This is a genomic window from Bacillus sp. ISL-77 (assembly GCF_018613105.1).
The window spans coordinates 1-24717 of sequence record NZ_JAGGQY010000016.1 but is presented as its reverse complement, the minus strand read 5'-3'; the positions used below and the strand labels follow the sequence as shown (position 1 = coordinate 24717).

Annotated in this window: 20 protein-coding genes and 2 pseudogenes; 14 read left to right on the top strand and 8 right to left on the bottom strand. The window is 37.3% G+C overall.

Translation table 11 applies throughout. From position 1 onward, the window contains the following. Positions 1-238: 238 nt before the first annotated feature. Entirely contained in the window at positions 239-808 is a 570-nt protein-coding gene (locus J7E77_RS05840) for a DUF6241 domain-containing protein (RefSeq protein WP_214713067.1), read from the bottom strand. A gap of 332 nt (positions 809-1140) precedes the next feature. On the opposite strand from J7E77_RS05840, the gene J7E77_RS05835 reads away from it, so the two are divergent. Together J7E77_RS05835 and galU are read left to right on the top strand one after the other, a co-directional pair. Then, complete coding sequence (locus J7E77_RS05835) at positions 1141-1476, top strand: peptidase M20 (RefSeq protein WP_214713066.1); 336 nt, start codon at positions 1141-1143, stop codon at positions 1474-1476. A 397-nt stretch (positions 1477-1873) separates the two neighbouring features. After that, positions 1874-2746, top strand: a complete 873-nt coding sequence (gene galU / locus J7E77_RS05830; RefSeq protein ID WP_214713065.1) for a UTP--glucose-1-phosphate uridylyltransferase GalU — start codon at positions 1874-1876, stop codon at positions 2744-2746. 99 nt (positions 2747-2845) lie between these two features. Here galU and J7E77_RS05825 read toward each other — a convergent pair whose 3' ends face one another. The 4 genes from J7E77_RS05825 to J7E77_RS05810 all read right to left on the bottom strand — a co-directional run bounded on the left by J7E77_RS05825 (position 2846) and on the right by J7E77_RS05810 (position 7033). Next, positions 2846-3019, bottom strand: a complete 174-nt coding sequence (locus J7E77_RS05825; RefSeq protein WP_214713064.1) for a hypothetical protein — start codon at positions 3017-3019, stop codon at positions 2846-2848. A gap of 321 nt (positions 3020-3340) precedes the next feature. Further along, positions 3341-3604 (bottom strand): hypothetical protein, encoded by a 264-nt coding sequence (locus tag J7E77_RS05820; RefSeq protein ID WP_214713063.1) that lies wholly within the window; start codon positions 3602-3604, stop codon positions 3341-3343. Positions 3605-4112: 508 nt separating this feature from the next. Further along, on the bottom strand, positions 4113-5750 hold the full coding sequence (locus J7E77_RS05815) for a response regulator transcription factor (protein ID WP_214713062.1): 1638 nt from the start codon (positions 5748-5750) through the stop codon (positions 4113-4115). Between the two features lie 5 nt (positions 5751-5755). After that, on the bottom strand, positions 5756-7033 hold the full coding sequence (locus J7E77_RS05810) for a sensor histidine kinase (RefSeq protein WP_214713061.1): 1278 nt from the start codon (positions 7031-7033) through the stop codon (positions 5756-5758). A 742-nt stretch (positions 7034-7775) separates the two neighbouring features. Between J7E77_RS05810 and J7E77_RS05805 the strand changes: the two genes are divergently transcribed. The 7 genes and pseudogenes from J7E77_RS05805 to J7E77_RS05775 all read left to right on the top strand — a co-directional run. Further along, positions 7776-8669 (top strand): ABC transporter permease, encoded by an 894-nt coding sequence (locus tag J7E77_RS05805; protein ID WP_251026537.1) that lies wholly within the window; start codon positions 7776-7778, stop codon positions 8667-8669. A 15-nt stretch (positions 8670-8684) separates the two neighbouring features. After that, entirely contained in the window at positions 8685-9605 is a 921-nt protein-coding gene (locus J7E77_RS05800) for a carbohydrate ABC transporter permease (protein ID WP_308160423.1), read from the top strand. An 18-nt stretch (positions 9606-9623) separates the two neighbouring features. Next, positions 9624-11162: a type 2 periplasmic-binding domain-containing protein gene (locus tag J7E77_RS05795; RefSeq protein ID WP_214713059.1), complete on the top strand. Its 1539-nt coding sequence runs from the start codon at positions 9624-9626 to the stop codon at positions 11160-11162. Positions 11163-11315: 153 nt separating this feature from the next. After that, entirely contained in the window at positions 11316-11984 is a 669-nt protein-coding gene (locus J7E77_RS05790) for a YesL family protein (protein WP_214713058.1), read from the top strand. Further along, positions 11981-13045 carry a Gfo/Idh/MocA family protein gene (locus J7E77_RS05785; protein ID WP_214713057.1) on the top strand — a complete coding sequence of 355 codons (1065 nt, stop codon included), beginning with the start codon at positions 11981-11983 and terminating at the stop codon, positions 13043-13045. The genes J7E77_RS05790 and J7E77_RS05785 overlap by 4 nt, the downstream gene beginning before the upstream one ends. An 85-nt stretch (positions 13046-13130) precedes the next feature. Beyond that, entirely contained in the window at positions 13131-13859 is a 729-nt protein-coding gene (locus J7E77_RS05780) for a ThuA domain-containing protein (RefSeq protein ID WP_214713056.1), read from the top strand. A 27-nt stretch (positions 13860-13886) separates the two neighbouring features. Then, a pseudogene (locus J7E77_RS05775) lies at positions 13887-14141 on the top strand (Gfo/Idh/MocA family protein); the annotation flags it as partial. A 669-nt stretch (positions 14142-14810) separates the two neighbouring features. Here J7E77_RS05775 and J7E77_RS05770 read toward each other — a convergent pair. The 3 genes from J7E77_RS05770 to garR form a co-directional block, all read right to left on the bottom strand. Continuing rightward, complete coding sequence (locus J7E77_RS05770; protein WP_214713054.1) at positions 14811-16130, bottom strand: gluconate:H+ symporter; 1320 nt, start codon at positions 16128-16130, stop codon at positions 14811-14813. 66 nt (positions 16131-16196) lie between these two features. Next, positions 16197-17633 carry a four-carbon acid sugar kinase family protein gene (locus J7E77_RS05765; RefSeq protein ID WP_214713053.1) on the bottom strand — a complete coding sequence of 479 codons (1437 nt, stop codon included), beginning with the start codon at positions 17631-17633 and terminating at the stop codon, positions 16197-16199. 2 nt (positions 17634-17635) lie between these two features. After that, entirely contained in the window at positions 17636-18529 is an 894-nt protein-coding gene (garR, locus tag J7E77_RS05760; RefSeq protein ID WP_214713052.1) for a 2-hydroxy-3-oxopropionate reductase, read from the bottom strand. 221 nt (positions 18530-18750) lie between these two features. Between garR and J7E77_RS05755 the strand changes: the two genes are divergently transcribed. From J7E77_RS05755 to J7E77_RS05735, 5 genes and pseudogenes are all read left to right on the top strand, one after another. Continuing rightward, the gene (locus J7E77_RS05755) at positions 18751-19377 is read left to right on the top strand and encodes a GntR family transcriptional regulator (protein WP_214713051.1); all 627 of its coding nucleotides are present in this window, start codon (positions 18751-18753) and stop codon (positions 19375-19377) included. Between the two features lie 510 nt (positions 19378-19887). Beyond that, the gene (locus tag J7E77_RS05750; RefSeq protein WP_088089969.1) at positions 19888-20292 is read left to right on the top strand and encodes a hypothetical protein; all 405 of its coding nucleotides are present in this window, start codon (positions 19888-19890) and stop codon (positions 20290-20292) included. A 1-nt stretch (position 20293) separates the two neighbouring features. After that, positions 20294-20965 carry a PspA/IM30 family protein gene (locus J7E77_RS05745; protein WP_214713050.1) on the top strand — a complete coding sequence of 224 codons (672 nt, stop codon included), beginning with the start codon at positions 20294-20296 and terminating at the stop codon, positions 20963-20965. 79 nt (positions 20966-21044) lie between these two features. Beyond that, positions 21045-21716 carry a M50 family metallopeptidase gene (locus J7E77_RS05740; protein ID WP_251028000.1) on the top strand — a complete coding sequence of 224 codons (672 nt, stop codon included), beginning with the start codon at positions 21045-21047 and terminating at the stop codon, positions 21714-21716. 287 nt (positions 21717-22003) lie between these two features. Continuing rightward, positions 22004-24085 (top strand): annotated as a pseudogene (locus tag J7E77_RS05735) (transglycosylase domain-containing protein); the annotation flags it as partial. Between the last annotated feature and the right edge of the window lie 632 nt (positions 24086-24717).

The following is a 24717-nucleotide window of genomic DNA, read 5'->3' as shown; positions in this document are numbered from 1 at the left end:
CTTGACCCTTCAATGGGCGAATTTTTGAGTTTTATGAGCGAATCTTCGAGTTTTATGGGCGGATTTTGGGCTTTAATGAGCGAATTTAACCATTTTATGGGCGAATTTAGAAGCAATAGCTTATTAGTAAGAAACTAAATTTCCATGCCTGTCACTCCCCGGATTTTGTCGAAGATTGATAGGTTTTAAGTGAGATAGAAATAACAGATGAAGTTGTAACTGAATATTGAAGCTCCCATTAGTGCTGGGAGCTTACTTCACGTACAATATCTTCTTCGAAGTTATTCATGATGAACGTTTCTTCTTCTGATTTGCTCATAATTCCATAAGCTTTACCGATCGTTCCGCCTTGATACGTCCAGAAATAGTTGTGGTCATCATCTACTTCAGAAAAAGTGCCTTTTTTCCACTTATCTAAAATAACTAGCAAATCATCTTTTTGTTCGAACTCACTGTTCTCCACAATGTCATAAACTTGATTAATTGTATCGGGAATCATAGGAATGGCCCCCCATTTTTCTTTCGCTTTCACTTTTTGATGTGTCATCTTGTGCATCACTTCAACAACCGCATCTTGTGAACTACTGTTATCAATCCCAATATCATATTGAACTCCGCCAATTTTGGCTGTCTGTTGCTTGTCTACTTCCTTTTTCTCATTATTGACCGTATCTTGAACAGCTTTCGCTTCTACTTTCTCTTGTTTTTTTTCAGATTCGGCTTCATTGTCGACCGGTTTATATCCTCCGTATTCTACGCCTATTAAAACAGCCAAAATAATACCAGTTACGATTAATACTATTTTCACTTCATCTCCCCCTGTTTGTACTAGATAGCTCTAATTTAACAAAGAATTCAGAATTCATCTAGCTTATTTATCTTACATAATCACATCAAACAAGACAGATATCGACATTTTTTCTGATTGTGGATTTAATCGAGTACCGAATGTTTTTGCGCTTTCTGGATAAACAAGCGGTTTTGAACATGTATTTAAGAATGGATTGTAAAAAAATTAATTTTCTAAATAGTATTTACAATTTATCTTTCTCACATATATAATGTATGATTGTCCTTTTCTTTGCTCCGCCTTATTACCCGGCGGTAAACTCTCGAAACAACCCGCGTATTAGTAGTGTAGTGGATCATATCATTGGGTATACCAAAAACACGTATAATATCGAGCTTAAAAAACAAAATTATTTTGCTGGTTTATCGGACTTAAGCTATGTAAGTTTAGAGAAACCTGCTTCAAGCCTTAGAGACCTCACCGCTAACATGCCTCTTTGGGGTAAGGGATATAGTGTTCCTTTAGATGTATTAGAGAGTCTAAATATTCCTGTACTCAACCTAGGCCCTGTTGGAAAGGATGCCCATAAATGGAGCGAACGTCTAGATGTTGACAATGCTTTCGGAGCTTTAAGAGATATGCTTTCAATTACAGTTAATCTATTATTAGCTGGGGACAATGATTAAAATATATTTGAAGAAACCCTTCATTTAATAATGTTCTCATCGTTAAATATAAGGCAGCTTTGTAAAGAAGAATGAAGTTTTAGGAGAGGTTACTTTAGCATTGGTTTTCCGTCTCCAATCCAGATTATAAAGTAAAAAAAAGGTCAGGCCCCCACTACGTTAAGCATTATGGTAGTGGGGACCTGACCCTTTTTCAATGGAATGGTACTAACCAAATGATATACCATGAGAAACGTCCCTGTGGAGCTTTGTTATTGGCTATCTGTGTTAAAATAAATATAGTGAAGATTTGCTTAAACTAACTGGGTAGAAGAATGATTATATGGGGGAATGAATGGAGTTTGGAACTGTAACCCCCCTGTTTTTTACAAAAAAATAATAAAAAGGTGGAGTGAGTATGAAACGAGTACGGAAGGCGATTATTCCGGCTGCTGGACTTGGAACAAGGTTCCTACCTGCAACAAAGGCAATGCCTAAGGAAATGTTGCCGATTATTGATAAACCAACAATTCAATATATTGTCGAAGAAGCAGTAGCTTCAGGGATTGAAGATATTATTATTGTTACCGGTAAAGGGAAACGGTCGATTGAGGACCATTTTGATATTGCACATGAATTAGAGCAAAATCTTTTGGAAAAGGGAAAGTTAGATCTACTTGATAAAGTCCGTTATGCTACTAATCTTGCGGATATCCATTATATTCGTCAGAAGGAACCCAAGGGGTTAGGACATGCAGTTTGGTGTGCTCGTAACTTTATAGGGGATGAGCCGTTTGCGGTTCTCCTCGGTGATGATATTGTTCAAAGTGAGACTCCTTGCTTAAAACAGCTTATTAATATATATGAAGAAACGCATTCGTCAGTTATTGGTGTACAGTCCGTTCCAGATGATGAGACACATCGGTATGGAATTGTTGAACCTTTGGATCAGGTGGGTAGAAAGTATCAAGTAAATAATTTGGTTGAAAAGCCTAAGGCTGGAACTGCCCCTTCTAATCTAGCCATTTTGGGACGGTATATACTAACTCCAGAGATATTCATGTTTTTGGAACAGCAAGAAACTGGGGCTGGTGGAGAGATTCAGTTGACGGATGCGATTCAGAAGTTGAATCAGATTCAACGGGTGTTTGCTTATGATTTTGAGGGTAAGAGGTATGATGTAGGAGAAAAGAGTGGGTTTGTGAAGACAACCATAGAATTTGCTCTGCAGGAACCTGCTTTACGTAAAGAGATTCTAGCTTTTATGGAAGAAAAAATTAAGGTGGAATAAAATTCCGTGCCTGTCACTCCCCGTTTATTGTCGAAGATTGATAGATTTATAAGTGGCAGGCACTGGACCCTAACCGGGACTTCTATTTTAAATAGTAATTTATTTCTTCATTGCATGATTAAACTTTTCCAATTGTTCCTGCAGGACTAAAATGTAATTCATCATTGCTACTCTCACTATTGAAGGGTAGTAACGGCTGTTAAGTTCTTGTTCACATTCCTCTAAATCCATCTTCTTAACTGTAATAATTTTATTCAATTCTTCTGTGCTCATTGAAAACCACCCCTATTTATCGTAAAAATCATTATCAAGTTCTCCACTCTCCTAACCTATCTTTTATATGATCAGGATGGACAAATTTTTCATAGCTTATACAAAAGTTACCTCTGTTAAATTTTTTTCTCATAGATGAGGAAACTTAGACCGGGGCTGCTGAAAAAGTAATTATTTCAATAAAAAAACGTGTGTTTTACTCGTAAATAGTAAGAAAAAAGATACGGATCATCTACATATGGTAGATGATCCGTATCTTTTGCACATAAAGAGGATTTATCACTGGTCCCGAACCGTCCCTGTGGAGCTTTCATTTTTATTTTAAGAAAATCCTCCCCCGAGTATAAGGGCCGCACCTAATAGTAGGACTAAGAGTAAGGCTAAATAACCTATTATGCTAATAATTGTGATAATCCAACCGATGACCGTTCGATTTGTTTTTATTAGATAGATTCCTAAAGCGATCAACCCAAAAATGAATCCGAGAATTCCCCAAAGGATGGGGCTTTTACCATGCTTACGAGAATCAATCACTAAATAAATCGTGAGGATTATATTTAAAACCAATCCAATAAAACCTTCCAAATTAAACTCTCCTTACTATGTTCAAATTGTATTCTTAAAATGAAATTATACCAGAAAATTCGAACGTTACAGCAAAAGATATTCCCTTTTATAAGGGAATTTGAAAACGCTCGGTAAAAATATTAAAAAACATGCTGCTTTTTTAACATGGTTTCGATCATACAGTTCTAGCACTTCTCCTTTTTATAAATGGTTGGAGCAAAGGAAGGTTTGGGCTATCTCATTAATTACACGCAATAAAACTTTCAAATTCTACAAATGTATGCCGGTATTATTACGATTACTCTGCTAGGTGTGGTTATCAATTATTTTCTAGTATCCTTAGAGAGGAAATTTTCGAGCTGGAGAACAAATCCAAATGGACAATGAAGCGAATATTGAAGATTTATGGAGAATTAAGCCAAAATAGAGTTTTTTGCAAAGAGTAACCAGGGGGACGGTTGATAAACTCATTAATAACCATGAGAACCGCCCCTGAGGTGTTCAAGTGTTTCCACTCCCATAAATTTCAAAAAGTTTCACTTTTTGAATGGGCTATTTTCCGATAGTCTACTGGAGTATAATTGGTTTCTTTCTTAAAAAGCTTCGTAAAATAGGAGTAATTTTCATATCCTACTTTATCAGAAATTAAATGAACAGGAAGATCTGTATTCATCAGTAAGTCTTTTGCGATGTCGACTCTCTTTTTAATAATATAATTGACCAGTGATATTCCCGTTTCCTTTTTAAATATTCTAGCGATATAATCTGGGCTAAGATAGACCGTTTTAGCTAAGTTCGTTCTCGTGATATTTTCTTGATAATTTTGATCAATATAATCACAAATAGTCTTTACAACCGATTTCTGTGAGTTAGTAAATGCCATATAGTCTAGAGAAACATCTACCAAATAGGAAATATAAATCATTAAATCGTCTATAGATCTTGAAGATTGTTCTAGTAAAAAATCACCAATCTTCCCTTGGAATAACTTATTCGCAAGAATTTCTTTTTTCTTTAAATGAGTATAGATTAACTGAGTAATATCTAGTCTAAAACTACACATCACATTATGATTTAACTCATTTTTATCTAATAAGTTTGTAAGGTATTGGTAGCACTTATTAATGAAACTTAATCTATTTCCAGTTTGGAGATATTGCTCCAATAATTGCACATTGGGTTCAGCATATTTCTTGTCGCTGATTTTGTGAGTTTTTAAACAAAAGGTTTTGTTTCTATAATCGAACATTTCTTCACGGACCACTTTGAGTTTCTTCACTATGGATTGAATGTTGTCTAAAGGACCTGAGATACCTAAATTACATTGTGCATCACAATGTAATTGATTGTTAATAACTGCAATTGTCTGCTGACAAGAAGAAATCAACTCCCTTGAAGATGGTTCAATCGTACAATCTAGTAATCTAAAAATAGCGAGATACTCGTCTTTATTTGTGTTTAGTTGCAGGAAACCATCTAAACAAATAGGGCTGTCTTTGAAGGATTCAATTATTATAGATTTCAACCTTTTTTCAAGAGCATTTTCTTTATCAAATAGTGAAATGATTTCGTTATTCTCAACTAATTTATATGGGAAAAAGTCAAGTATTAGTGGTAAAAAACAATCATCCATAGAATAATCTATATTATGGATTCCCAGTTGTTCTTGTAGTTCTTCGCTAGATAATGAGTGATTGTCTTTTAAATACGTGTACCAAAAATGGTCTACGAGTTTTTCTTTATTTTGTTGCCAGTAATGTCCAACTTTCATCGCATCTTCATTTATTTGACTTACATTTACTTTTTTTATAGCTTTTTTTATGATTAATTCTAGTTTATCAAATTCAATTGGTTTTAAATAATATTCAAAGCTTTGAAGTTCTATCGCTTTTTGTGCGTAGTTAAAGTCCGCAAAATTCGTTAAAAAGATAGCTTGGACATTAAATCCCTCTGATCGTATCCACGCTAATAATTCAAGACCGCTGCCTTGTGGCATTTCTATATCGCTAATGAGAATATGGATTGTATAGTGATCAAATATTCTCTTTGCTTGACGAATATTGTTAGCGGTGTAAATTTGCTCGATGCCTAAAGAGGCCCAATCCATTTTTTGTTCTAAAGCAGAAACGACAAAGCGATCATCGTCAACAATCAACACATTCATACCGCTCACTCCTCGTACATAAGGTAAGGGATCATTAGCATTATTCTGGCACCGCCATCAGGATCGTTAGAAAATTTTATCGAAAACTCTCCCCCATACAATAGTCGAAGCCTTTGAACTACATTGTTGATCCCGATTTGATTTCCTTTTCTATTGATTAAAGGAATATTGTTCTGAAGCTTATCTAGTATATCAGGAGGGAATCCTGGGCCCGTATCCTTTATCGTGATTTTAATGAATTTATTGTTATTCATATTAACATGATAAATACTTATGAAAATGCTCATTTCTTCATCTAAAGAAACGCAATATTTAACCGTATTTTCAATAAATGTTTGGATGACTAAAGGTGGAACTTTCGCTTGTTCTATATCAGGTTCGATAAATCTTTCAAAAAGAAAAGCGGGTCCATGAACTAATTTTTGAATAGCCAAATAATCATTTATATGCTCTAATTCCTTCTCTAGTTTGACAAAGTCTTGGTTTGTTTGAAATAAATATCTGAAATATTTAGCTGTGGATGATGCCATTTCTATAATTTCGTTATACATTTTCATTTGAGCCATACTATATATGGTCGTTAAACAATTTAGATAAAAATGGGGTTTTATCTGTAATTTCATAAAATCCATTTGTATTTTATTCTTTTCAATTTCTTGCTCATAAATATTTACTTTTAGTTTTTTTATTTCTCTGATCAGCCCTCTGAATTGGACATTTGCTTCTTCAAGCTCTTTAATGCTACTGGTTTCAAAATCAATGATTTCATTATTGTTATTTATATCAGCAAGATTTTTAGAAAAAGCTTGAACGGGGGATATGACCTTTTTCTTTATATAGAGCAGCATAAGGAACAAAATCAAACTAATAAAAATGGTTGCTGTTATAATAGTTAATTGAGCTAAAATGACTTTTTCAAAAGCACCAAAATGATCAACGGTTACATGTAGGGAAAAGGGGAGTAATGTGTCTTCCTCATCAAAAAACAGGTGACTATTGAAAAGTGTACCGGGTTCCTCTTTTTTCAATAAATGAACCGGATTTGAGTTAGAAAGAAAAACATATTTATCCTGTTCCATAATAATCGAGCCGTTCTTTCCTAATTTGATGTCTTGTAAAGGCGAAAGGATATCATCTACTGAAACCAAACAAATAAATACTCTATTTTGGTATTCGATTAAATGATATAAATAGAATTTATTATTCAGCTTAAGAGATTGCCAGGTTTTTATGTTCTCATAATTATTTAACGTTTTCGTCTCTGACATTAAAGTTTTTTTCATTTTAAGGTAATCAGAATAGGTGATTTTAATGGGAGAACTATTAAAAAAGAGGTTCTCTTTTTTTAATGCTAAGAAGAACTGATATTCTTTTCCGGTAGAGTATTGAAAATCGTTTACTCTCGTTCTGAAATTGCTAAGGCTAGTGGAGAATTCATCTACACCTTGAGCATCTTCGATATCTCCAATTAATGGTTCATTCTTAACAGTCCAAATCATAAAATGATCGATTGCATTAAGCCTTTTTTGTGTGTCCCTTAAATAAAGGTTAAAAGTATTTTCAATGTAATCAATGCTTTGTTGTCTAGTAATAGAGATTGTTATGACACTAACAACGCAATTGATTAGGAAAATACAAATTAAAATGATAATAAGCATTTTCGAATAATAATTAATGGAATAGGATGGATTTTTTCCAAAAGGTAACCGCAACTTTTTTCAACTCCTGTACTATCCTCATTATATATAGTATAAACTTGCAGTTTCTAGCAAAAAAACGTCAAGAAAGCGATTGAATAGCTGTAAGAGGACTGAATAGTGCTATTTCGTTAAATTTACTTAAGAGAATGTCTCCATTTGCACTAAATAGTATTACGAATGGTCGGTTTATTTCTATTTATTGTGAATGCGCTTTCTTATAATAGGTATATCAAATAAAGGAGGGAATCATGTGAAAAGTACACTTGCTTCGCAACGATTTACGAATGCCGCCGTCCTATCGAACGAAAGCAAAACATCTAAATGGATGAGACAGTTTAAGAAAAGCGGCCCTTTATATGTTTTACTATTACCTTCCATTATATTATTAATCTGTTTTACTTACATTCCTATGTACGGATTAGTAATGGCCTTTAAAGATTATTCACCAGCATTAGGGATATGGGGAAGCCCCTGGGTAGGATTCAAGCATTTTATTCAATATTTTCATTCCTATCAATTTGATCTGACGTTAAAAAATACATTGTATATCAGTTTATACAGTATTTTGGTAGGGTTTCCATTACCGATTGCGTTAGCCATACTTTGTAATCAAATTCGTATCGGACTGTTTAAAAAGGTATTTCAAGTCACAACCTATTTACCGCATTTCATTTCTACAATGGTTATGTGTGGAATGATCTTGATTTTTTTGTCACCAAGCAATGGATTGATTGCTAATTTGTTAGGATTAATTGGAATCGAAATGCCCAACCTATTATCAAATCCATCATTTTTTAGCAGTATCTATGTATGGAGCGATGTTTGGCAGCATTTAGGCTGGGATAGTATTATTTTCTTAGCAGCTCTATCAGCCATTGATCCTACCTATTATGAAGCGGCTACCATGGATGGTGCGAGCAAAATGCAAAAAATTCGTCATATTGATTTACCCTTACTTTTACCTACCGCAATGATTTTATTGATCTTACGAGCAGGCAGTCTTTTAGGTGTCGGATTTGAAAAAGTCTTTTTACTACAAAATCAATTAAATTTACCTGGAAGTGAAATCATATCTACATATGTTTATAAAATAGGGATGCAGAATTTTCAATACAGCTTATCAACTGCCATTGGGTTATTCAATACAGTAGTCAATATCATTATCTTACTATTAGTGAATTATATGTCTAAGAAACTTACGAAAACAAGCTTGCTTTAGAAGGGAGGTAAGGCAGTGGAACTATTAATAAACAAAAAGTTTTTTAATAAAACGAGAGCTCAAAAGAGTTGGAAAGATCGAATTTTTGATTTTGCCGTGTATGGATTCGCGGTACTAATGATCTTGATGATTATTTATCCACTTTGGTTTATCATTATCGCCTCATTTAGTAATCCTGCCGATGTTTTAAATGGAAAGGTCTGGTTTTGGCCCGAAGAGTGGAAATTAGATGGGTATATAGAATTATTTAAACAAGATATCGTTTGGAAAGGATATCTAAATACCATCATCTATACCGTTGTCGGAACATTTATTGCATTAGTTGTAAACATTCCAGCAGGTTATGCATTATCAAGGCAAGAGTTGTTTGGAAGAAAGTGGATATCGTTGTTCATTATTATTCCGATGTTCATCGGCGGTGGGTTAGTTCCAACTTATTTAGTCGTGAAAGCTTTTGGATTATTAGATACCTTCTGGGTTATGGTGTTACCGTTTGCCGTGTCATCTTTCAACATTATTATCGCAAGGACATTCTTTAAACAGAGTATTCCTGAGACTCTTTGGGAAGCAGCGCAGATTGATGGCTGCGGGACTTTTAGATATTTTCTCACGATGGTGCTGCCATTATCAAAGGCAATTCTAGCCGTTATCGGTCTTTGGACAGCAGTCGGGATATGGAACTCTTGGTTTAATGCATTAATTTATATTACAAATGAAGATTTGCAACCGCTTCAATTGATACTTCGAAGAATTTTGATATCGAATCAGTCCCTTTTGGGAACTGTCTCAGGAGATTTAGCATCGGAATTAAGGAGATTATCAGAGATGATGAAGTATGCAGCAATTGTCGTCTCCACTGTTCCTATTATGTGTTTATATCCATTTTTACAAAAGTATTTTAATCAAGGTGTTATGGTCGGTTCAATTAAAGAATAATATATTGGGGGATAAATAATGCTTAAGAGAAAATTAGGAATCGTAATGAATTTAACGTTGGCAGCTAGTTTAATAGTTGGCTGTAGTAATACTTCATCTAGTTCTAAATCTAATGAAGATGGAACGTATAAAATTGCGACCGTTCGTTGGGCCGATTGGGGAGACGACTTTTTAAAAGGGTTTGTTGCAGAAACTGAAAAAAAAGCAGGAATTTCAATTGATTGGGATACGTATTTGAATTCTGAATGGCCAGACAAAAAATCAGTATTATTAGCTGGAGGAGATTTACCGGATGCATTTTGGGGGTCTATAACGCTAACGGATGCAGATATAGCTAAGAACCAAAGCATGTTTATTCCTCTAGAAGATTTGATTGAAAAAAACATGCCGAATTTAAAAGCAGCATTTGAAGCGGACCCTACATTACGTGCTATGGCTACATCTCCTGATGGACACATTTATAGTTTGCCGAAGAAGCTTCCTTTAAGACCAATTGCAGGAAATTCCTTGTACATCAATCAAAAATGGCTGGATAATTTGGGTCTGTCCATACCTGAAACATATGAAGAGTTTTATACCGTTTTAAAAGCATTCAAGGAAAAAGATGCAAATGGAAACGGTGACCCAAATGATGAAATTGCTTATCAAGGTGATGTTCTAGGGTTCATTTTACCATTTGGTTTGCCTAAAGGCAGTTATTCAACTTCTATGACTGTAAAAGATGGGAAGCCAGTCTTTATGCCAACTGAAGAAGCTTTTAAAGTAGGTATTGAATGGATGCATAAAGCGTATGCAGAAGGACTAATTGATAAAGAGTTATTTACACAAGATACCTCAATGGCTGAAGCAAAACGGAAAGATGAAAAAGGTTCCTTGGTGGGAGTATCCTCTGGTTGGACGCCTGACGCCACATTTGGACCAAATGCAAGTGAGTATATTCAATTACCTGCACTAGAAGGTCCAGATGGACAACGTTATGCCATGACGGATGCACCAATTTATTCTAGAGATGAGTTTATGATTACAACAAAAGCGAAGGATCCTGCTAAATTATTAAAATGGGCAGACCAATTCTACACAGAAGATGCAAGTATTCAAACGTTCTATGGTTCGTTCGGTGTCGGGGTTGAAAAGAATGATGACGGAACATACAAAGTATTAGATGCTCCGAAAGGTGAGTCTGCAGATATTTTTGCTTGGGTTAACTCATTCCGTGATTTTGGTCCTAAATTTATCGGGGAAGGTTTTAACGAAAAAGTAATATTACCAACTAATGGTGGAGATGGATTGAAGCTTGAATTAGATAAACAAATTAATAAGTATGCAAGAGAACAATTTCCAAATGTTTCTTATACAGCAGAAGAGATGAACCAATTAAGTGCATTAAATACAGACCTTACATCTTATGTGAATTCTATGCAATCTAAATGGGTTGTTGAGGGTGGAGCTATTAAAGAGTGGGATTCATATATTTCCCAATTAAAACAAATGGGCTTAGATGAGTATATAAAAATTCAGAAAAATGCATTTGATAGATACCAAAAAAATCTTAAATAAAAGATAAATAAACCAAATAAACCTTTTTTAAGCTCTTGATCGAAATGACAGCCGGTTCACGTGATTATCGCGCGGCCGGCTGTTGTGTATGCAAAGAAGAGAGTGAACATTGGGCGGTCAATAACGGTTTATCTGGAAAGGGGCGGCAAAAAAATGAGTCAATTATTTCAGTTGAATAGTCCATTGATTAAATTCTTATCAAGAGCAGTTGATATTGTCATATTAAACTTTTTATTCATACTCTTTTGTATTCCGATCCTAACCATTGGAACTTCCATTACTGCCTTATATTCTGTAACTATTAAAATGGCAAGGAATGAAGAGAGTTATCTATTTAAGAGCTTTATCCTATCTTTTAAAAAGAATTTTACCCAAAGTACTATTGTTTGGGTCATAATGTTGGCCGCAGGTTTTATCCTTCTAGCAGATTTCTATCTTTTAGGAAATCTTAATGGAGTGCTTAGGATATTTTTCACAAGTGTGTTAATCCTTTTTGGATTTGTTTATCTTTGCATCCTGCTTTTTATTTTCCCTTATATGGCCAGATTTGAAAATACGATTAAACAGTCCCTATTAAATTCATTATTAATAGGAATTTCCAATTTTCCTAGTCTGCTGCTATTAATCGTTTTGACCTTTGTTCCAGTTACTTTTCTGTTTTCTTCGGTTATAGGGTTCCTATCCGTGTTATATATAGGAACTTTTGGAGGATTTGCGTTATTAGCTTTTATAAATTCCTATATGTTTAGAAAAGTGTTTTCAAAATATGAATGTAGGAATGTAGAGGAAAAAAATCTGTTAAAAGAAGGAGTGAACATATGATTCGCAATAAAGTAGTGACTGTTGGGGTAATTGGTCTTGGTGGGATGTCAAATTTTTATCTTAGGAGCATTTCTAAATTAGATTCGATTCAAGTGGGTGCAATTTGTGATATTAATCAAGATATTTTAAACAAAATCGGTGAGGAGGAAGGCATTAGTCAGGATAAACGCTTCAATAATATTGAAGAGATCATTGCCTCTCCTAATGTTGATGCCATAATCTCTGTTGTTCCTAATAACCTGCATGCTAAAATCCTGGAGTTATGTATCTTACATCAAAAACCAATCTTAGCTGAAAAACCATTTACTTTGAATTTTGAAGAAGCAGAGAATCTGAATCTTTTATATAAGAAAAATCCAATTCCTTGCATGATAGGATTTATTCATCGTTATACCCCATCTTTTCAATACGCAAAAAAGTTATTAGAAGAAAATACAATAGGTCAAATACGTCATATTGATGTACGATACCAACAATCGTTTGGAGCGCCTTTATTCAATGTTCCGTATTTATGGCGTTTTAATAAAGCAGTTACTGGTACAGGAGCATTAGGCGACTTGGGAGCTCACATGATTGATAGTGCTCGGTTTTTTGTAGGAGAATTTCATTCAGTCTCAGCATTGATGAAAACCTTTGTTGACAGACGGTTAGATCCTATCACTGGAGAAGAGAGACAGGTTGACGTGGATGATTTTACAAGTTTCCAGGCGATTCTTGGAAATGGCGTAGTAGGGAATTTTGTCACCACAAGAAATGCCATTGGATCATCGAATCAGCTTGAAGTTACATTATTCGGGGATTGCGGAACGATCCATGTGAATATTGAGCGTCCAAATGAAATTGATATTTATGTTAAAGGTAAATCGGAAGAGAACCCTGTTTTGAAAACAGTAAGAGTACCAGAGAAATATAATAAGACCATTTTAAGTGACTTTGCTGAACTAATCTTAGATAACGAAAGTCATAATATGCCTACTTTTGACGATGGATACAAAAATCAAAAAGTAATTGATCGGATCATCATTTCTGCAGAAAAAGGGCACGTTGTAAATGTTGATTGATTCGATTGGAGCAAAGTGTCGTTGTCTATTCAAAACGTAGCTTACTAGAGTACTTATATTGTTAATGAAAATGGAGGAAGAAAAGATGATAAAGGTAACAGTATGGAATGAAAATCGTCATGAACAAAAAAATCCGGTTGTAAGCGAAATTTATCCGAATGGCATTCATGGTGCGATTGCTGGATTTTTAACAGAAGCAGGATTTCAAGCAGGAACGGCTACATTGGATGAGCCAGAGCACGGTTTAACAGTTGACGTATTAAATAACACAGACGTACTCATTTGGTGGGGACATCTTGCACATGGTGAAGTAAGTGATGAAGTAGTTTCGAAAGTACAGCAGCGCTTGTTGGATGGAATGGGACTGATTGTACTTCATTCTGGTCACTTCTCCAAAATCTTCAAAACATTAATGGGGACAAGCTGTGACTTGAAATGGCGTGAAGCGGATGAGAAAGAACGTCTATGGGTTCTAGCTCCAAGCCATCCGATCGTGGAAGGAATTGGGGAGTTTATTGAACTAGAAAAAGAAGAAATGTATGGTGAGCATTTTGATATCCCGGCACCAGAGGAGCTTATTTTTACAAGCTGGTTTGAAGGCGGCGAAGTATTTCGAAGCGGCTGCACCTATACAAGGGGCAACGGCAAAGTATTTTATTTCAGACCGGGACATGAAACCTATCCAACGTATTATAACAAAGACATTCAACGTGTGATTGTGAATGCAGTGAAATGGGCTCAGCCTGTAGAGCGTAATCGCCCTGTCTACGGAAATGCACAGCCATTAGAAAAAATTGCAGTGAAAGTAAACTAATTTAGGGAATCCGTGGGAAAAAGAACAATGAAAGCTCTAAAAGTAGGCATAATCGGATGCGGAAGTATTGCTCAGCATCGTCATTTACCTGAATATGCGTTTAATAAACATGTAGAGCTCGCGGCAGTTTGTTATATTAATAAAGAACGTGCAGCAAAAGTAGCTGAAAAATACGGGGTAAAAGGATATACAAGCTATGAAGAGTTATTGAAAAGTGGTGAAGTAGAAGCGGTGAGTGTATGTACACCAAACTATTTGCACTCACCAATCTCGATTGATGCGTTTCAAATAAATTGAAAAATGCCCTAGAGGATAACGTCTCTCAGGGTATTTTAATAGAGTTTTCGAGATTTCGTAGACGATCCGCAAATAAAAGCAGTGAATCCGCAAATAAAAGCAGTGAATCCGCAAATAAAAGCAGTGAATTCGCAAATAAAAGCCAAATTTGCGCAAATAAAGCTAACTTTTAGGCGGATGAGGGAGCCTGGAGGGGGGGATTAGCACAATGAGCAGCTTATCAGCGAATTATTGAAGGATATCAGCGAACTGGACCATTTTATCAGCGGAAAATCGACTTTTATCAGCGAAACTAGCATCATATCAGCGGATGAATCTCCGAATCTGCGAAGTAAGAACCCATATTGTGTTGTATTAATCTGAAGTTTGAGAGGATTTCCAATTATTATCCAGAAAATGTCGTAAGTTTCGGAAAATATGTTGTAAGAGTCGGATTATATGTAATTAGAGCCTGAAAATATGTAGTAAGGAGCAATAATTACGTAATAAGGATCTGAAGTTTGAGAGGATTCCCAATTATTATCCAGCAAATGTCGTAAGTTTTAGAAAATATGTAGTAAGGAGCAATAATTATGTAATAAGAATCCTGAATATAAAAAAAACCACCCTTTTGCCTGCTACGGCGCGGGGGTGGTCTTTTAATTTTGTTTCTCCCTATAGGAACATATTGATTATTAGCACACCAGCAAGTCCGACAAGGGATGCAATCGTTACCATTACTGACCAGGTGCGAATGGTTTTACCGATGCTTAGGTTGAAGTATTCTTTATAAATCCAGAAACCAGCATCGTTTACGTGAGAGAAGGTCATACTTCCTGCACCGGTTGCTAGCACCATGAGTTCGGGGCTAACGTGTGCAGAGGCAACGAGTGGTGCGGCAATACCGGCTGCTGTTAATCCGGCAACGGTTGCTGAACCTAGGACTACCCGTAGGATCGCGGCGATTAACCAGGCGAGGATTAACGGTGACATGGTGGAACCTTCCATCAGATGGGCAACGTATTTATCAACATGACTGTCGATGAGTACTTGTTTGAATGCACCGCCAGCTCCAATGATTAAAAGAATCATCGCGATGCTGCTGATTGATTCTGTGATCGAGTTCATGATTTCTGGCATTTTTTTACCTCGATTTAAACCAAAGGTAAAGATGGCGACTATGACAGCGATTAATAGGGCAATACCAGGATTTCCTAAAAATTTAGCTGTTTGAATAAGTGATGATTCAGGCATCGTGATTTCAACGATGGCTTGGAAGGCAATCAGAATGACGGGGATAAGGGCCGTAAATACACTAATCCCAAAACCAGGCATTTCTTCTTCTGTAAAGTGCTTAGGATTAAAAAGTCCTTTTGGAATTTTTACTTCTAACTCTTCTTTTTTAAACGTTTTTGTATATAATGGTCCACTGATAATGATTGCTGGAATACCGATAAGAATTCCATATAATAAGGTCTTACCTATATTGGCATTGTAAACATCGGCAACGGCTGTTGGTCCAGGGTGTGGAGGAACAAAGCCATGCATGGTGATCAAAGCCGCAATAACTGGCATCCCAATATAAAGAATTGGTACACCTGCTGTTGCCGCGATTGTGAAGACTAACGGAATTAACACAACCACGCCCGTTTCAAAGAATAGCGCAATCCCAACAATGAAGGCTGTTAGAACAGCCGCAAGCTGTACTCGTTTTTTTCCAAATGCGTTAACCAATGTGGTGGAGATTCGTTGTGCGCCACCAGAATCGGCCATTAGTTTACCAAGCATACCCCCAAAACCAATAACCAGTACGAGATTGCCAAGGGTTCCGCCCAAACCGGATGTGACGGATGTTATCGCCTCGATTGGGGTCATTCCTTCCATAACTCCTACAAGTAATCCAACAATAACCAATGATATGAAGGCGTTTACCTTGAAGACGACCATTAATAATAGCAATAGGGCAACCCCTATACAAATATAAACGATTGGCATGTTTCTCCCTCTTTCCCCTTTGAAAGTGTGGAATGCCAGAACGGCATTCCAATCGATCAGTTAAATTTATTTCGTGCTTAAAATCTCTACCACTGCTTTTAAATCACTTTGAGTTCCAACATTGCCTGGAAAAATAACATAGGACATGCCTGGATACTTACTTTCATCCCCAGTTCTCCAAACAGGAATTCCCGGTCTAATTTGTCCAGCAACGGTTGCTCTTCTTACCCTTAGTCCTTTTGTCCCTACATCACTGGAGGTAATTCCACCTTTTGCGACAAGGAAATTTGGTTTTACCTGTAATCTCGTTACAATGCTTGTTACTGCATCCGAAATCGTAACAGACATTTTTAACTCTTCTTCTTTTTTATTCTCGCCAAGATCGAGCCGTTGTCTACTTGTATAAACGGCAACGGTTTTACCGAATCGGATCAGTGCTTCGGTGGTTTCTACAACGCGGTCGCATTCCGCTTTGAATTGCTCTGGTTGTAAAACTAAATGACTATTAAACTCGATAAATTCAATGCTGGTTAATTCTTTTAATTTTTCTAACTGTTCCGTTGTCTTTTTCACATGGGAACCGATAATAACTAATCCGCCATTCTCTGTTTCTTCTATTATTAATTCTTCTCTCTTTAGCAGTGCTTTATCACTGACTCCGCCAATGACTTTTGGAAGAGCGGCTGCACTTCTAAAAAGGAAGTTCTTTCCGGCGTTGATTGCTTGTACTAAGGCAGCCGTGAATACTTTAACATCGACTTCGTCGACTGCATTCACTACTACTTTATTAAAATCGTTTACCTGAAGAAGCTGTTCCGTGATGGCGCCAATCTCCATTGCCCGTAATTGTTCGAGTGAGATATATAATGTATTTTTAGCAAGAAATAAACCGTTCGACTTTTCTTCAATCCATTCCCCTAAATGCGAACTGGAATAGCCAAATGTCCGGTCTTTTGCAAATTCGGTTTCGCCGGCAGGCACAAGCTCTTGACCATTTTGAACATAGTGGATATTGTTAATGGTCAATCGACCGCCTTCTTTGAAAAATGGCAGGATGACCTCACCATCTATTTTTAAATCAGAACCTGATTCGAGTGTATCCTTTAAAACGGTCGTTTCTAGTGGATAGTGTCCTCTAAGTGTGGAATCTCCACGGCTAATAATGAGGAATTCTCGATTAAATTTCGAAGCTACGGTTAAAATGTTAGCGGCGATCTCGCGATGAGCCTTTTCAGTTTCTTCCGCTGTAAAGCCGCGGGAATTTGTCAAAATGAAAAACATGGACTGCTTCTCATTAAAGCCCTGCTCAATACTTTCCTCAGACCAATCCGTGAAAACGGAGATATCATGGACGGTTTGGACACCTGTTGGATCATCATCGAGGACGATGATTTTTTTGTTTAGGCTTTTTAGTGCTTCGGTAACTAATTGATTGACTGCCTGACGGTCCACCTCAGGGAGGGTTTCTAGGTACGCTGCGGATATTCTGTTCGTTTCAGTCATCATTACGCCTTCTTTACTTCAACATTGGCAAGCTTTTCATAATAACGGACAATGCTGCCATGATCGTCTTTTATTTTTCCATCGACCTTTAATGCATGGAAAATTTCTAGCAATTGGCTTGATAATGGAAGTGGAACGCCAATTTCATGGGCCGTGTCCATTACATTCGTAATATCTTTCATGTTGATGGCAATACTTCCGCCAGCCACGAAGTTTCTGTCTAAAATCAATGGTACCTTGGCATCCAGAACAGCACTTCCAGCAAGTCCGCCGCGGATTGCTTGGTACATTTTTTCAATATCAATACCTGCTTTCGCTGCTAGAACAAGTGCCTCGGACATCGCCGCTATGTTAAGGTTTACAATAATTTGATTGGCAAGCTTTGCAGTCACGCCACAGCCATGATCACCAACTAAGATAACGTCTTTCCCCATTCCATAGAGGACCGGCAAAACGCTTTCAAAAACATCCTCTTTCCCGCCAACCATAATGGCTAATGTACCATCAATTGCTTTTGGTTCGCCGCCACTGACTGGCGCATCTAGCATACCAAAGCCTTTTTTCGCTGCCGCTGCTGCTAGCTCCCGTGAGACTTCAGGTGTAATTGAACTCATATCGATAATGACCGAACCTGCTTTGGCCCCTGCCAAGATTCCATTTTCACTTAATACAACTTGTTCAACATGTTTTGAGGCAGGTAACATCGTGATAATGACATCACTGTTTTCGGCTACTTCCTTCGCAGAATGAGCAGCCACTGCTCCAGCTTCGACGACCTGATGGACGGCGTCTTGATTTAGATCATTAACCGTAAGTGTAAATCCTGCTTTGATTAGGTTTAAAGCCATCGGTTTCCCCATAATTCCTAGACCTATAAAACCAACTTTTTGTGCCATGATAAATTCCTCCTCATTCTATTTGAAATCTTATAAGTTAAGCGATTCGTTCAACTGCAATCGCTTTCAGATATCGTTTACAAAAGTAATTGTACACGAATTCGTAACTTTTGTATACAAATAATTATTTTTCGTATACAAAAATTAGTGAAACTGATGTCTATTGTATTTTTTTGACAAGAATTTTGGTAAAATAAATGTAGGTTTGAAGAGATATAGAGGTGAACAGTGTGTTAGAAAGTAATCGTTCTCGTCCTGCTTCCCACCAATCCTATGAGATCCTTCGTGATAGGATCTTAAATGGAGAACTTCCTGGTGGTACCAAAATTGTCGAGGAAAAAATTGCTGCTGAATTAGGTGTCAGTAGAACACCCATCCGGGAATCGATTCGAAAGTTGGAGCATGAAGGGCTTATTGAGAATAAAAAAGTAGTAAAGCCGGCCGAAAAAGACTTGCGAAATATGTTTCAAGTACGAATGCTCCTTGAGGGCTATTCCGCTCAGTGTGCAGCGTCCTATTTAAAAGAAAATGAGCTTCAATCATTACATCAATGTGTGGAGATAGGGAAGACAGGAACAGTCGAAGAAATTATGGAAGCAAATGCGCGGTTTCATGAAATTATTGTCGGAGCCAGTAATAACCCGGTCATGATTGATATTATTGACCGGATGTCATCCATCATTTACCTTTTCCGTAAAACAGTCGTATTCTACAACCGCCCCCATTTAATCGACGAACACGAGCAAATATACCAAGCCATTAAAGCAAGAAATGGAGAAAAAGCAGAAATGCTAATGAAAACCCATCTACAAGCGGATTTGGAATTTTGCTTGCATCTGTTAAGATGATAGGGAAGCAGGGGACGCGTTGCGCCTCGAATGTTGTCGAGTTAGCTCACTCAATTTTTAATCAAAAAGGCAGAAACTCTTACTAAAAAGGGTTTCTGCCTTTTTTTGATAACCTTTGGTGCCTGACACCACACGAAATTTGGCAATGGATACGTGTAGTAAGCAGGTCTACCATCTGTGAAGCCCATATTACTATTAATTTTTGCCTGTTTTCGAAAATAACGTTGTTATTACTTATGGAGGAGCTCGTTAAAATGATATTTTGTGTAAAATTACACTTCGATAGTTGAGCATTTATGATTTATAAAACGACTTGTCCCTTTTATGGGCGAATTTTTGAGTTTTATGAGCGAATTAAGAAGCAATAGCTTAATAGTAAGAAACTGAAACTTATTTTGGTAGATTTCCCGTCCTTAATAAAAAACTTACTTACTAGCTTTCTCTTTTCACCAAGTTTTCACCATTCTCTATTAATATTCATTACATCAGATAACGAAAGGAGATAAAGAGATGAATACAAAAGTGAAAAAGGGTATTTTCTGGGGTGTGATCATTGCCTCTACGGTACTAGTAATTAACGTACTCCACTTTCTACTAGGAGGGAGCAGCGCTTATGCTAGAGGTCCTCATGGACATGGTCCCGGTGAAATGGGAGGCCGTGGCGGATTTGGCGGGGGCCACCAAATGATGAATGGCGCTCACCATGACGGAGGATTCCCTTGGCTCTTCCTAATTATTGGACTAGCTGCTCTAGTACTATTCGTAAGATGGCTTAGAAAGAAGTCGAAAGCTTCCTCTATGCAACAGTTTATTAACACTTCTGTGGTAGGCTCGCATATCCCGGTAACTAACCAGAATGCTAGCGTTTTAGATCAATGGGAAAAAAATTTAGTAACTAAAAAGGAGAATGAATAACATGGGTATTTTTAAAAGATTAAAAACAATTACAATGGCGGAAATTAACGGACTTTTAGACGGTATCGAAGATCCGATTGCGATGTTAAATGAGTATTCTAGGGAAATGGAACAGGAAATTGTCAAAGGTCAGAATGCATTAGCTCGACAAATTTTTGTAGAGAAAAAACAAGCGGCACTCATTTCGGAAACGAAAGCATTAGTGGACAAGCGTACTCGTCAGGCCAAACTGGCGATTGAACAAGGGGACGAGGCAATGGCCAAATTGGCTGTGCAAGAAAAGCTCAACCATGACCGCCAGCTGCAACTATATGAGGAGCAATACGAGTCGATAAAGGGACAAACCCAAATCCTCATCGGAAAATTGGACGAGTTGAAGGAAACGTACAACCAAATGCAGCAAAAGAAAATCTTGTTAGCTTCACGTGCGAATGTGGCTCAATCGATGCAACAAATTCAGAAAGCGACGGTTTCTTTCCATACTGATGATATTGCGAGAGGTGTGGCCCGTGCCGAAGAGCGGATCTTAATGATGGAAGCAGAAGTTCAGGCAAGCAATCAATTTGCGACTCCATTAGCCCAGATTGAAGCAGCAAACAGCAGTTTTGTAAGCGATGAAGAGCTAAATAAGGAAATTGAAAAGTTAAAGTATGAAAAAGTGGCGGTATTATAATTCAAGTTTGAGAAGCACCACCGTTTTGGTCTGGTGCTTCTCATTCTATCTAGCGTAGAGAGGAGGGTTTAGATTGAATATGACAACGCTGATTCTTATTTACCTGGGTGTAGCGTTGGTGGGGAGCGGGCTTCCTTTTATCAGGGTTTATTTAGCCCATTTCCATAACTTGGTCCATCTCGTGATCAGTGCTTGCTTGGAGGGTAGTAAAATACATCTGAATCGAGATGGTTCAGGCCAGACAACCGGGAATCATACTTCCCCCTTTAAAAAAGCGCTCATTTCGTATGCAGGCTATACGGGTGCTTCGGTGGCAGCAATTGGTTTGTTTTATTTAGTTTCGAGAGGTCACTATCATTTGGTTATTTATCTGTATTTAGGGCTTAGTGTTCTTGCCTTATTGTTGTGGATTCGCAACCCATTTGGAGTGATTTGGGGACTTTCCATTGCTGTTCTATTGGCCTTGCCTGTCTATTTCCGCTACGAAACGGTTTTACCTGTGAATATTAACTTCGAAATGGTGCTCGTTCATATGAGTATATTCCTAGCATCGGTTCTATTTGTTCAATCTATTATTGGCGCGGTTCTGGTGTGTAAACAAGCGTTTATGTCGAGAAGCAACCCGAAGAGAAAGGCGGCGCTGGTTCAAACGAAATTAGTTCCAGCCGTTGTTTTGGGACTAACTCTGGCCGGACAGACGGCCTATGTCGGCTACTTTTTAGTACAGAATTTTATCAGTTTTCCTTTCTAGTTTTTGAAATATACTTACAAAAAAATCTTCTTCCAAACATGGGAGAGGATTTTTTTTTTTTATAAAACGGACAGCCAATGGGAAAAAAATTTGCCTGATTCCCTCATAAATGTAAGACCACTTACGAAATTCTATAAATAGTTGGTTGAAGGGAGAAGATTTCCCTTTAGACGTATTAGTGAAGGAAGTACAACGGCCTAAATATTCTTATCCATTTAAATAACTGATCAATACCTCCATTAAAATCAACTTTGCGTAACCATAAATAGACATGGGAGAGAAGAAGAATGCCAGAAGAGACCTATCAATCTCGTGAGGAACGAAAACAAGCGGAAAACGCAAGACAGAATCAACAAAGAAGTCAGCGAACACCGAAGAAAAAAGGATCATTATTGAAAAAAGTAATCATTGTCTGTCTCGTACTTGGACTTGTTTCAACAGGAGCAGGAGCTATATCGTTCGCTTCAATGATTAAGGATACGCCTAACTTGGATGCTTCTAAGCTGGTGGATCCACTTTCTACAAAATTCTATGATGAGAACGGAAACTTTATTTATGAGTACGGGAAGGAAAAGCGAACAAAAATTGCGTATGAGCAAGTTCCGAAAGTGCTCGAGCAAGCGTTTATTGCCACGGAAGATTCCCATTTTTATGAGCATCAAGGGATCGATATCAAAAGGACGGCCAAGGCCATTTTTGTAAACTTAACCGGAGATTTCGGATCACAGGGCGGTAGTACCATTACGCAGCAAGTGATAAAGAATTCCTTTTTGACTCCAGAGAAAACATTAAAGCGAAAAGTGCAAGAATGGGACTTGGCGTATCAGTTGGAACAGAAATATTCCAAGCACGATATTTTAATGATGTACTTAAACAAAATTTACCTTGGAAACCGCTCTTACGGAGTAGCTGCTGCAGCAAAGAGTTACTATGGTATTGACGCAAATGATTTGAAAAAATTAACGCTCACGCAGGCAGCGATGATAGCTGGACTGCCGCAGAGTCCGAATAATTACGATCCAACCAAGCCAGAAAACAAAGAAGCAGCCACGAATCGTCGTAATATTGTCTTACGTTCGATGCTTAGAGATGGTTATATAACAGAGAAACAATTGCAGGAAGCTTCAAAAGTTCCAGTTACTGAGGGACTTGTACCAAAAAGCACGCAACAAAGTATGCCTTACGAAGCGTTTTTAGATGCAGTTGTAAAAGAGGTAAAGGGTAAATTGAAGGATGTAGACATCAGTAAGGATGGATTATCTATCTATACTACCCTAGATCCAAAAGCACAGGATTATGCAGACAAAATGTTGAACACCAATGAAATCATTGCCTATCCAGATGCGGGTTTTCAGGGAGCTTTCGTCTTTTTAGATACCAAAACTGGTGAAGTCAGGGCGATTGGAAGCGGGCGAAACGACTATAAAGCAGAATTTCTAGGTAACAACTTTGCAGTGGATATCAAACGTCAACCCGGCTCAACATTTAAGCCGATTTTTGATTATGGTCCTGCGATTGAAAATTTGAAATGGTCGACTGCACATCTAATCAATGACCAGAATACCTCCTATTCAACCGGCGAGCCGATTTCCAACTGGGACCATCAATATCACGGAATGCTGACGATACGGAGTGCACTGAAAAAATCTTATAATATTCCTGCTCTTCTCACAATGCGGGAGGTTGGAATGGATCAGGCAAAGAACTTTGTAGAAAAACTCGGCATTACTTTTAAAGATAACCAAGTATATGAATCCTATTCGATTGGAAGCAATACCGTTAGTCCTTTAGCCATGGCAGGGGCCTATAGTGCTTTTGGAAATAACGGGAACTACAATAAACCGCATTTTGTCCAAAAAGTGGTACTTCCGAATGGCAAAGTAGTGAATTTTACGGAAAAATCAAAACGTGTCATGCAGGATTACACGGCGTATATGGTGACGGATATGTTACGCACAGTCGTAAATGATGGGACAGGTACAACAGCGAATGTCATTAACCTAGATGTTGTAGGGAAGACAGGTACAACCAATTTTGATGCAGAGACTAGAGCGAAATTTGGATACCCGACCAACGCGACAAATGATAGCTGGTTTGCAGGATATACCCCGCAATACACAATGGCGGTCTGGACCGGATACGCACAAAACGGTAATGGTAACTATATGGTCGCAAATACGCAGAAAATTTCGCAGTATATGTTTAAAGCCATGATGCAGTCATTTGGAACAGATTCATCGCGTTTTCAGCAGCCAAACAGTGTCTATCGAGTAAATAATGAACTGTATATTAAAGGGGTCAATTCTGCAGAAGTACCACCAAAACCTACTATTAAAAAAGCAAAACAGGTTAGTGAAGATGGTGGGAATGGGAAGAAGCAAAAAGAAGAAGCGAAACAACAAAAAGAGCAATGGAAAAATCATCAAGGGAAAGGAAAAGGAAAGGGGAAAGGGAAACATTAATCCTGGTGCCTGTCACGCGCCGTAAATCTCGTGCCTGTCACCACCCGAGTTTTGTCGAATTAGATAACTCAATTTTAAATCTAAAAAGGCAGAAACCCTCACTAATATAAGGGTTTCTGCCTTTTTTTACTGGGACTTTTTCAGGGGCATCCCTATGACCTAAGGGGTTTTCCCGATTATTATTGTATGTTCATCCTCTGACTTCTAATAGTGGACTAGGTTTTGGTTGTCGACTTTAATAAGAAAGATATTGTTATCTTAATAAATAGTTTTTGAGAAAATGAACTTTCCGTAAAAAAAGAATCAACTTTCTGTTGCATAAGTAAAACGAAGGTGCTATTATAAGGAAGTTGCTTTTGACGGCAGTTTTATTAGTTAAAAGTGATGCAAAAAAATTAAATTATTATATTGACATAGTAATAGAGATTCGGTATAATAATAAATGTCGCTTCTGACACGATAGATTGTTCTTTGAAAACTAAACAAACAAAAACGTCAACAAACAATAAATTAATCATGTTTCTTCTATTAATATAGAG

Excerpts from the sequence above, each read along its gene's own strand:
- galU (WP_214713065.1), top strand. The coding sequence starts at position 1,874 with ATGAAACGAGTACGGAAGGCGATTATTCCGGCTGCTGGACTTGGAACA.
- J7E77_RS05825 (WP_214713064.1), bottom strand. The coding sequence starts at position 3,019 with ATGAGCACAGAAGAATTGAATAAAATTATTACAGTTAAGAAGATGGAT.
- J7E77_RS05815 (WP_214713062.1), bottom strand. The coding sequence starts at position 5,750 with ATGAATGTGTTGATTGTTGACGATGATCGCTTTGTCGTTTCTGCTTTA.
- J7E77_RS05810 (WP_214713061.1), bottom strand. The coding sequence starts at position 7,033 with ATGAAAAAAACTTTAATGTCAGAGACGAAAACGTTAAATAATTATGAG.
- J7E77_RS05805 (WP_251026537.1), top strand. The coding sequence starts at position 7,776 with ATGAGACAGTTTAAGAAAAGCGGCCCTTTATATGTTTTACTATTACCT.
- J7E77_RS05795 (WP_214713059.1), top strand. The coding sequence starts at position 9,624 with ATGCTTAAGAGAAAATTAGGAATCGTAATGAATTTAACGTTGGCAGCT.
- J7E77_RS05790 (WP_214713058.1), top strand. The coding sequence starts at position 11,316 with ATGAGTCAATTATTTCAGTTGAATAGTCCATTGATTAAATTCTTATCA.
- J7E77_RS05785 (WP_214713057.1), top strand. The coding sequence starts at position 11,981 with ATGATTCGCAATAAAGTAGTGACTGTTGGGGTAATTGGTCTTGGTGGG.
- J7E77_RS05780 (WP_214713056.1), top strand. The coding sequence starts at position 13,131 with ATGATAAAGGTAACAGTATGGAATGAAAATCGTCATGAACAAAAAAAT.
- J7E77_RS05770 (WP_214713054.1), bottom strand. The coding sequence starts at position 16,130 with ATGCCAATCGTTTATATTTGTATAGGGGTTGCCCTATTGCTATTATTA.
- J7E77_RS05765 (WP_214713053.1), bottom strand. The coding sequence starts at position 17,633 with ATGACTGAAACGAACAGAATATCCGCAGCGTACCTAGAAACCCTCCCT.
- garR (WP_214713052.1), bottom strand. The coding sequence starts at position 18,529 with ATGGCACAAAAAGTTGGTTTTATAGGTCTAGGAATTATGGGGAAACCG.
- J7E77_RS05750 (WP_088089969.1), top strand. The coding sequence starts at position 19,888 with ATGAATACAAAAGTGAAAAAGGGTATTTTCTGGGGTGTGATCATTGCC.
- J7E77_RS05745 (WP_214713050.1), top strand. The coding sequence starts at position 20,294 with ATGGGTATTTTTAAAAGATTAAAAACAATTACAATGGCGGAAATTAAC.
- J7E77_RS05740 (WP_251028000.1), top strand. The coding sequence starts at position 21,045 with ATGACAACGCTGATTCTTATTTACCTGGGTGTAGCGTTGGTGGGGAGC.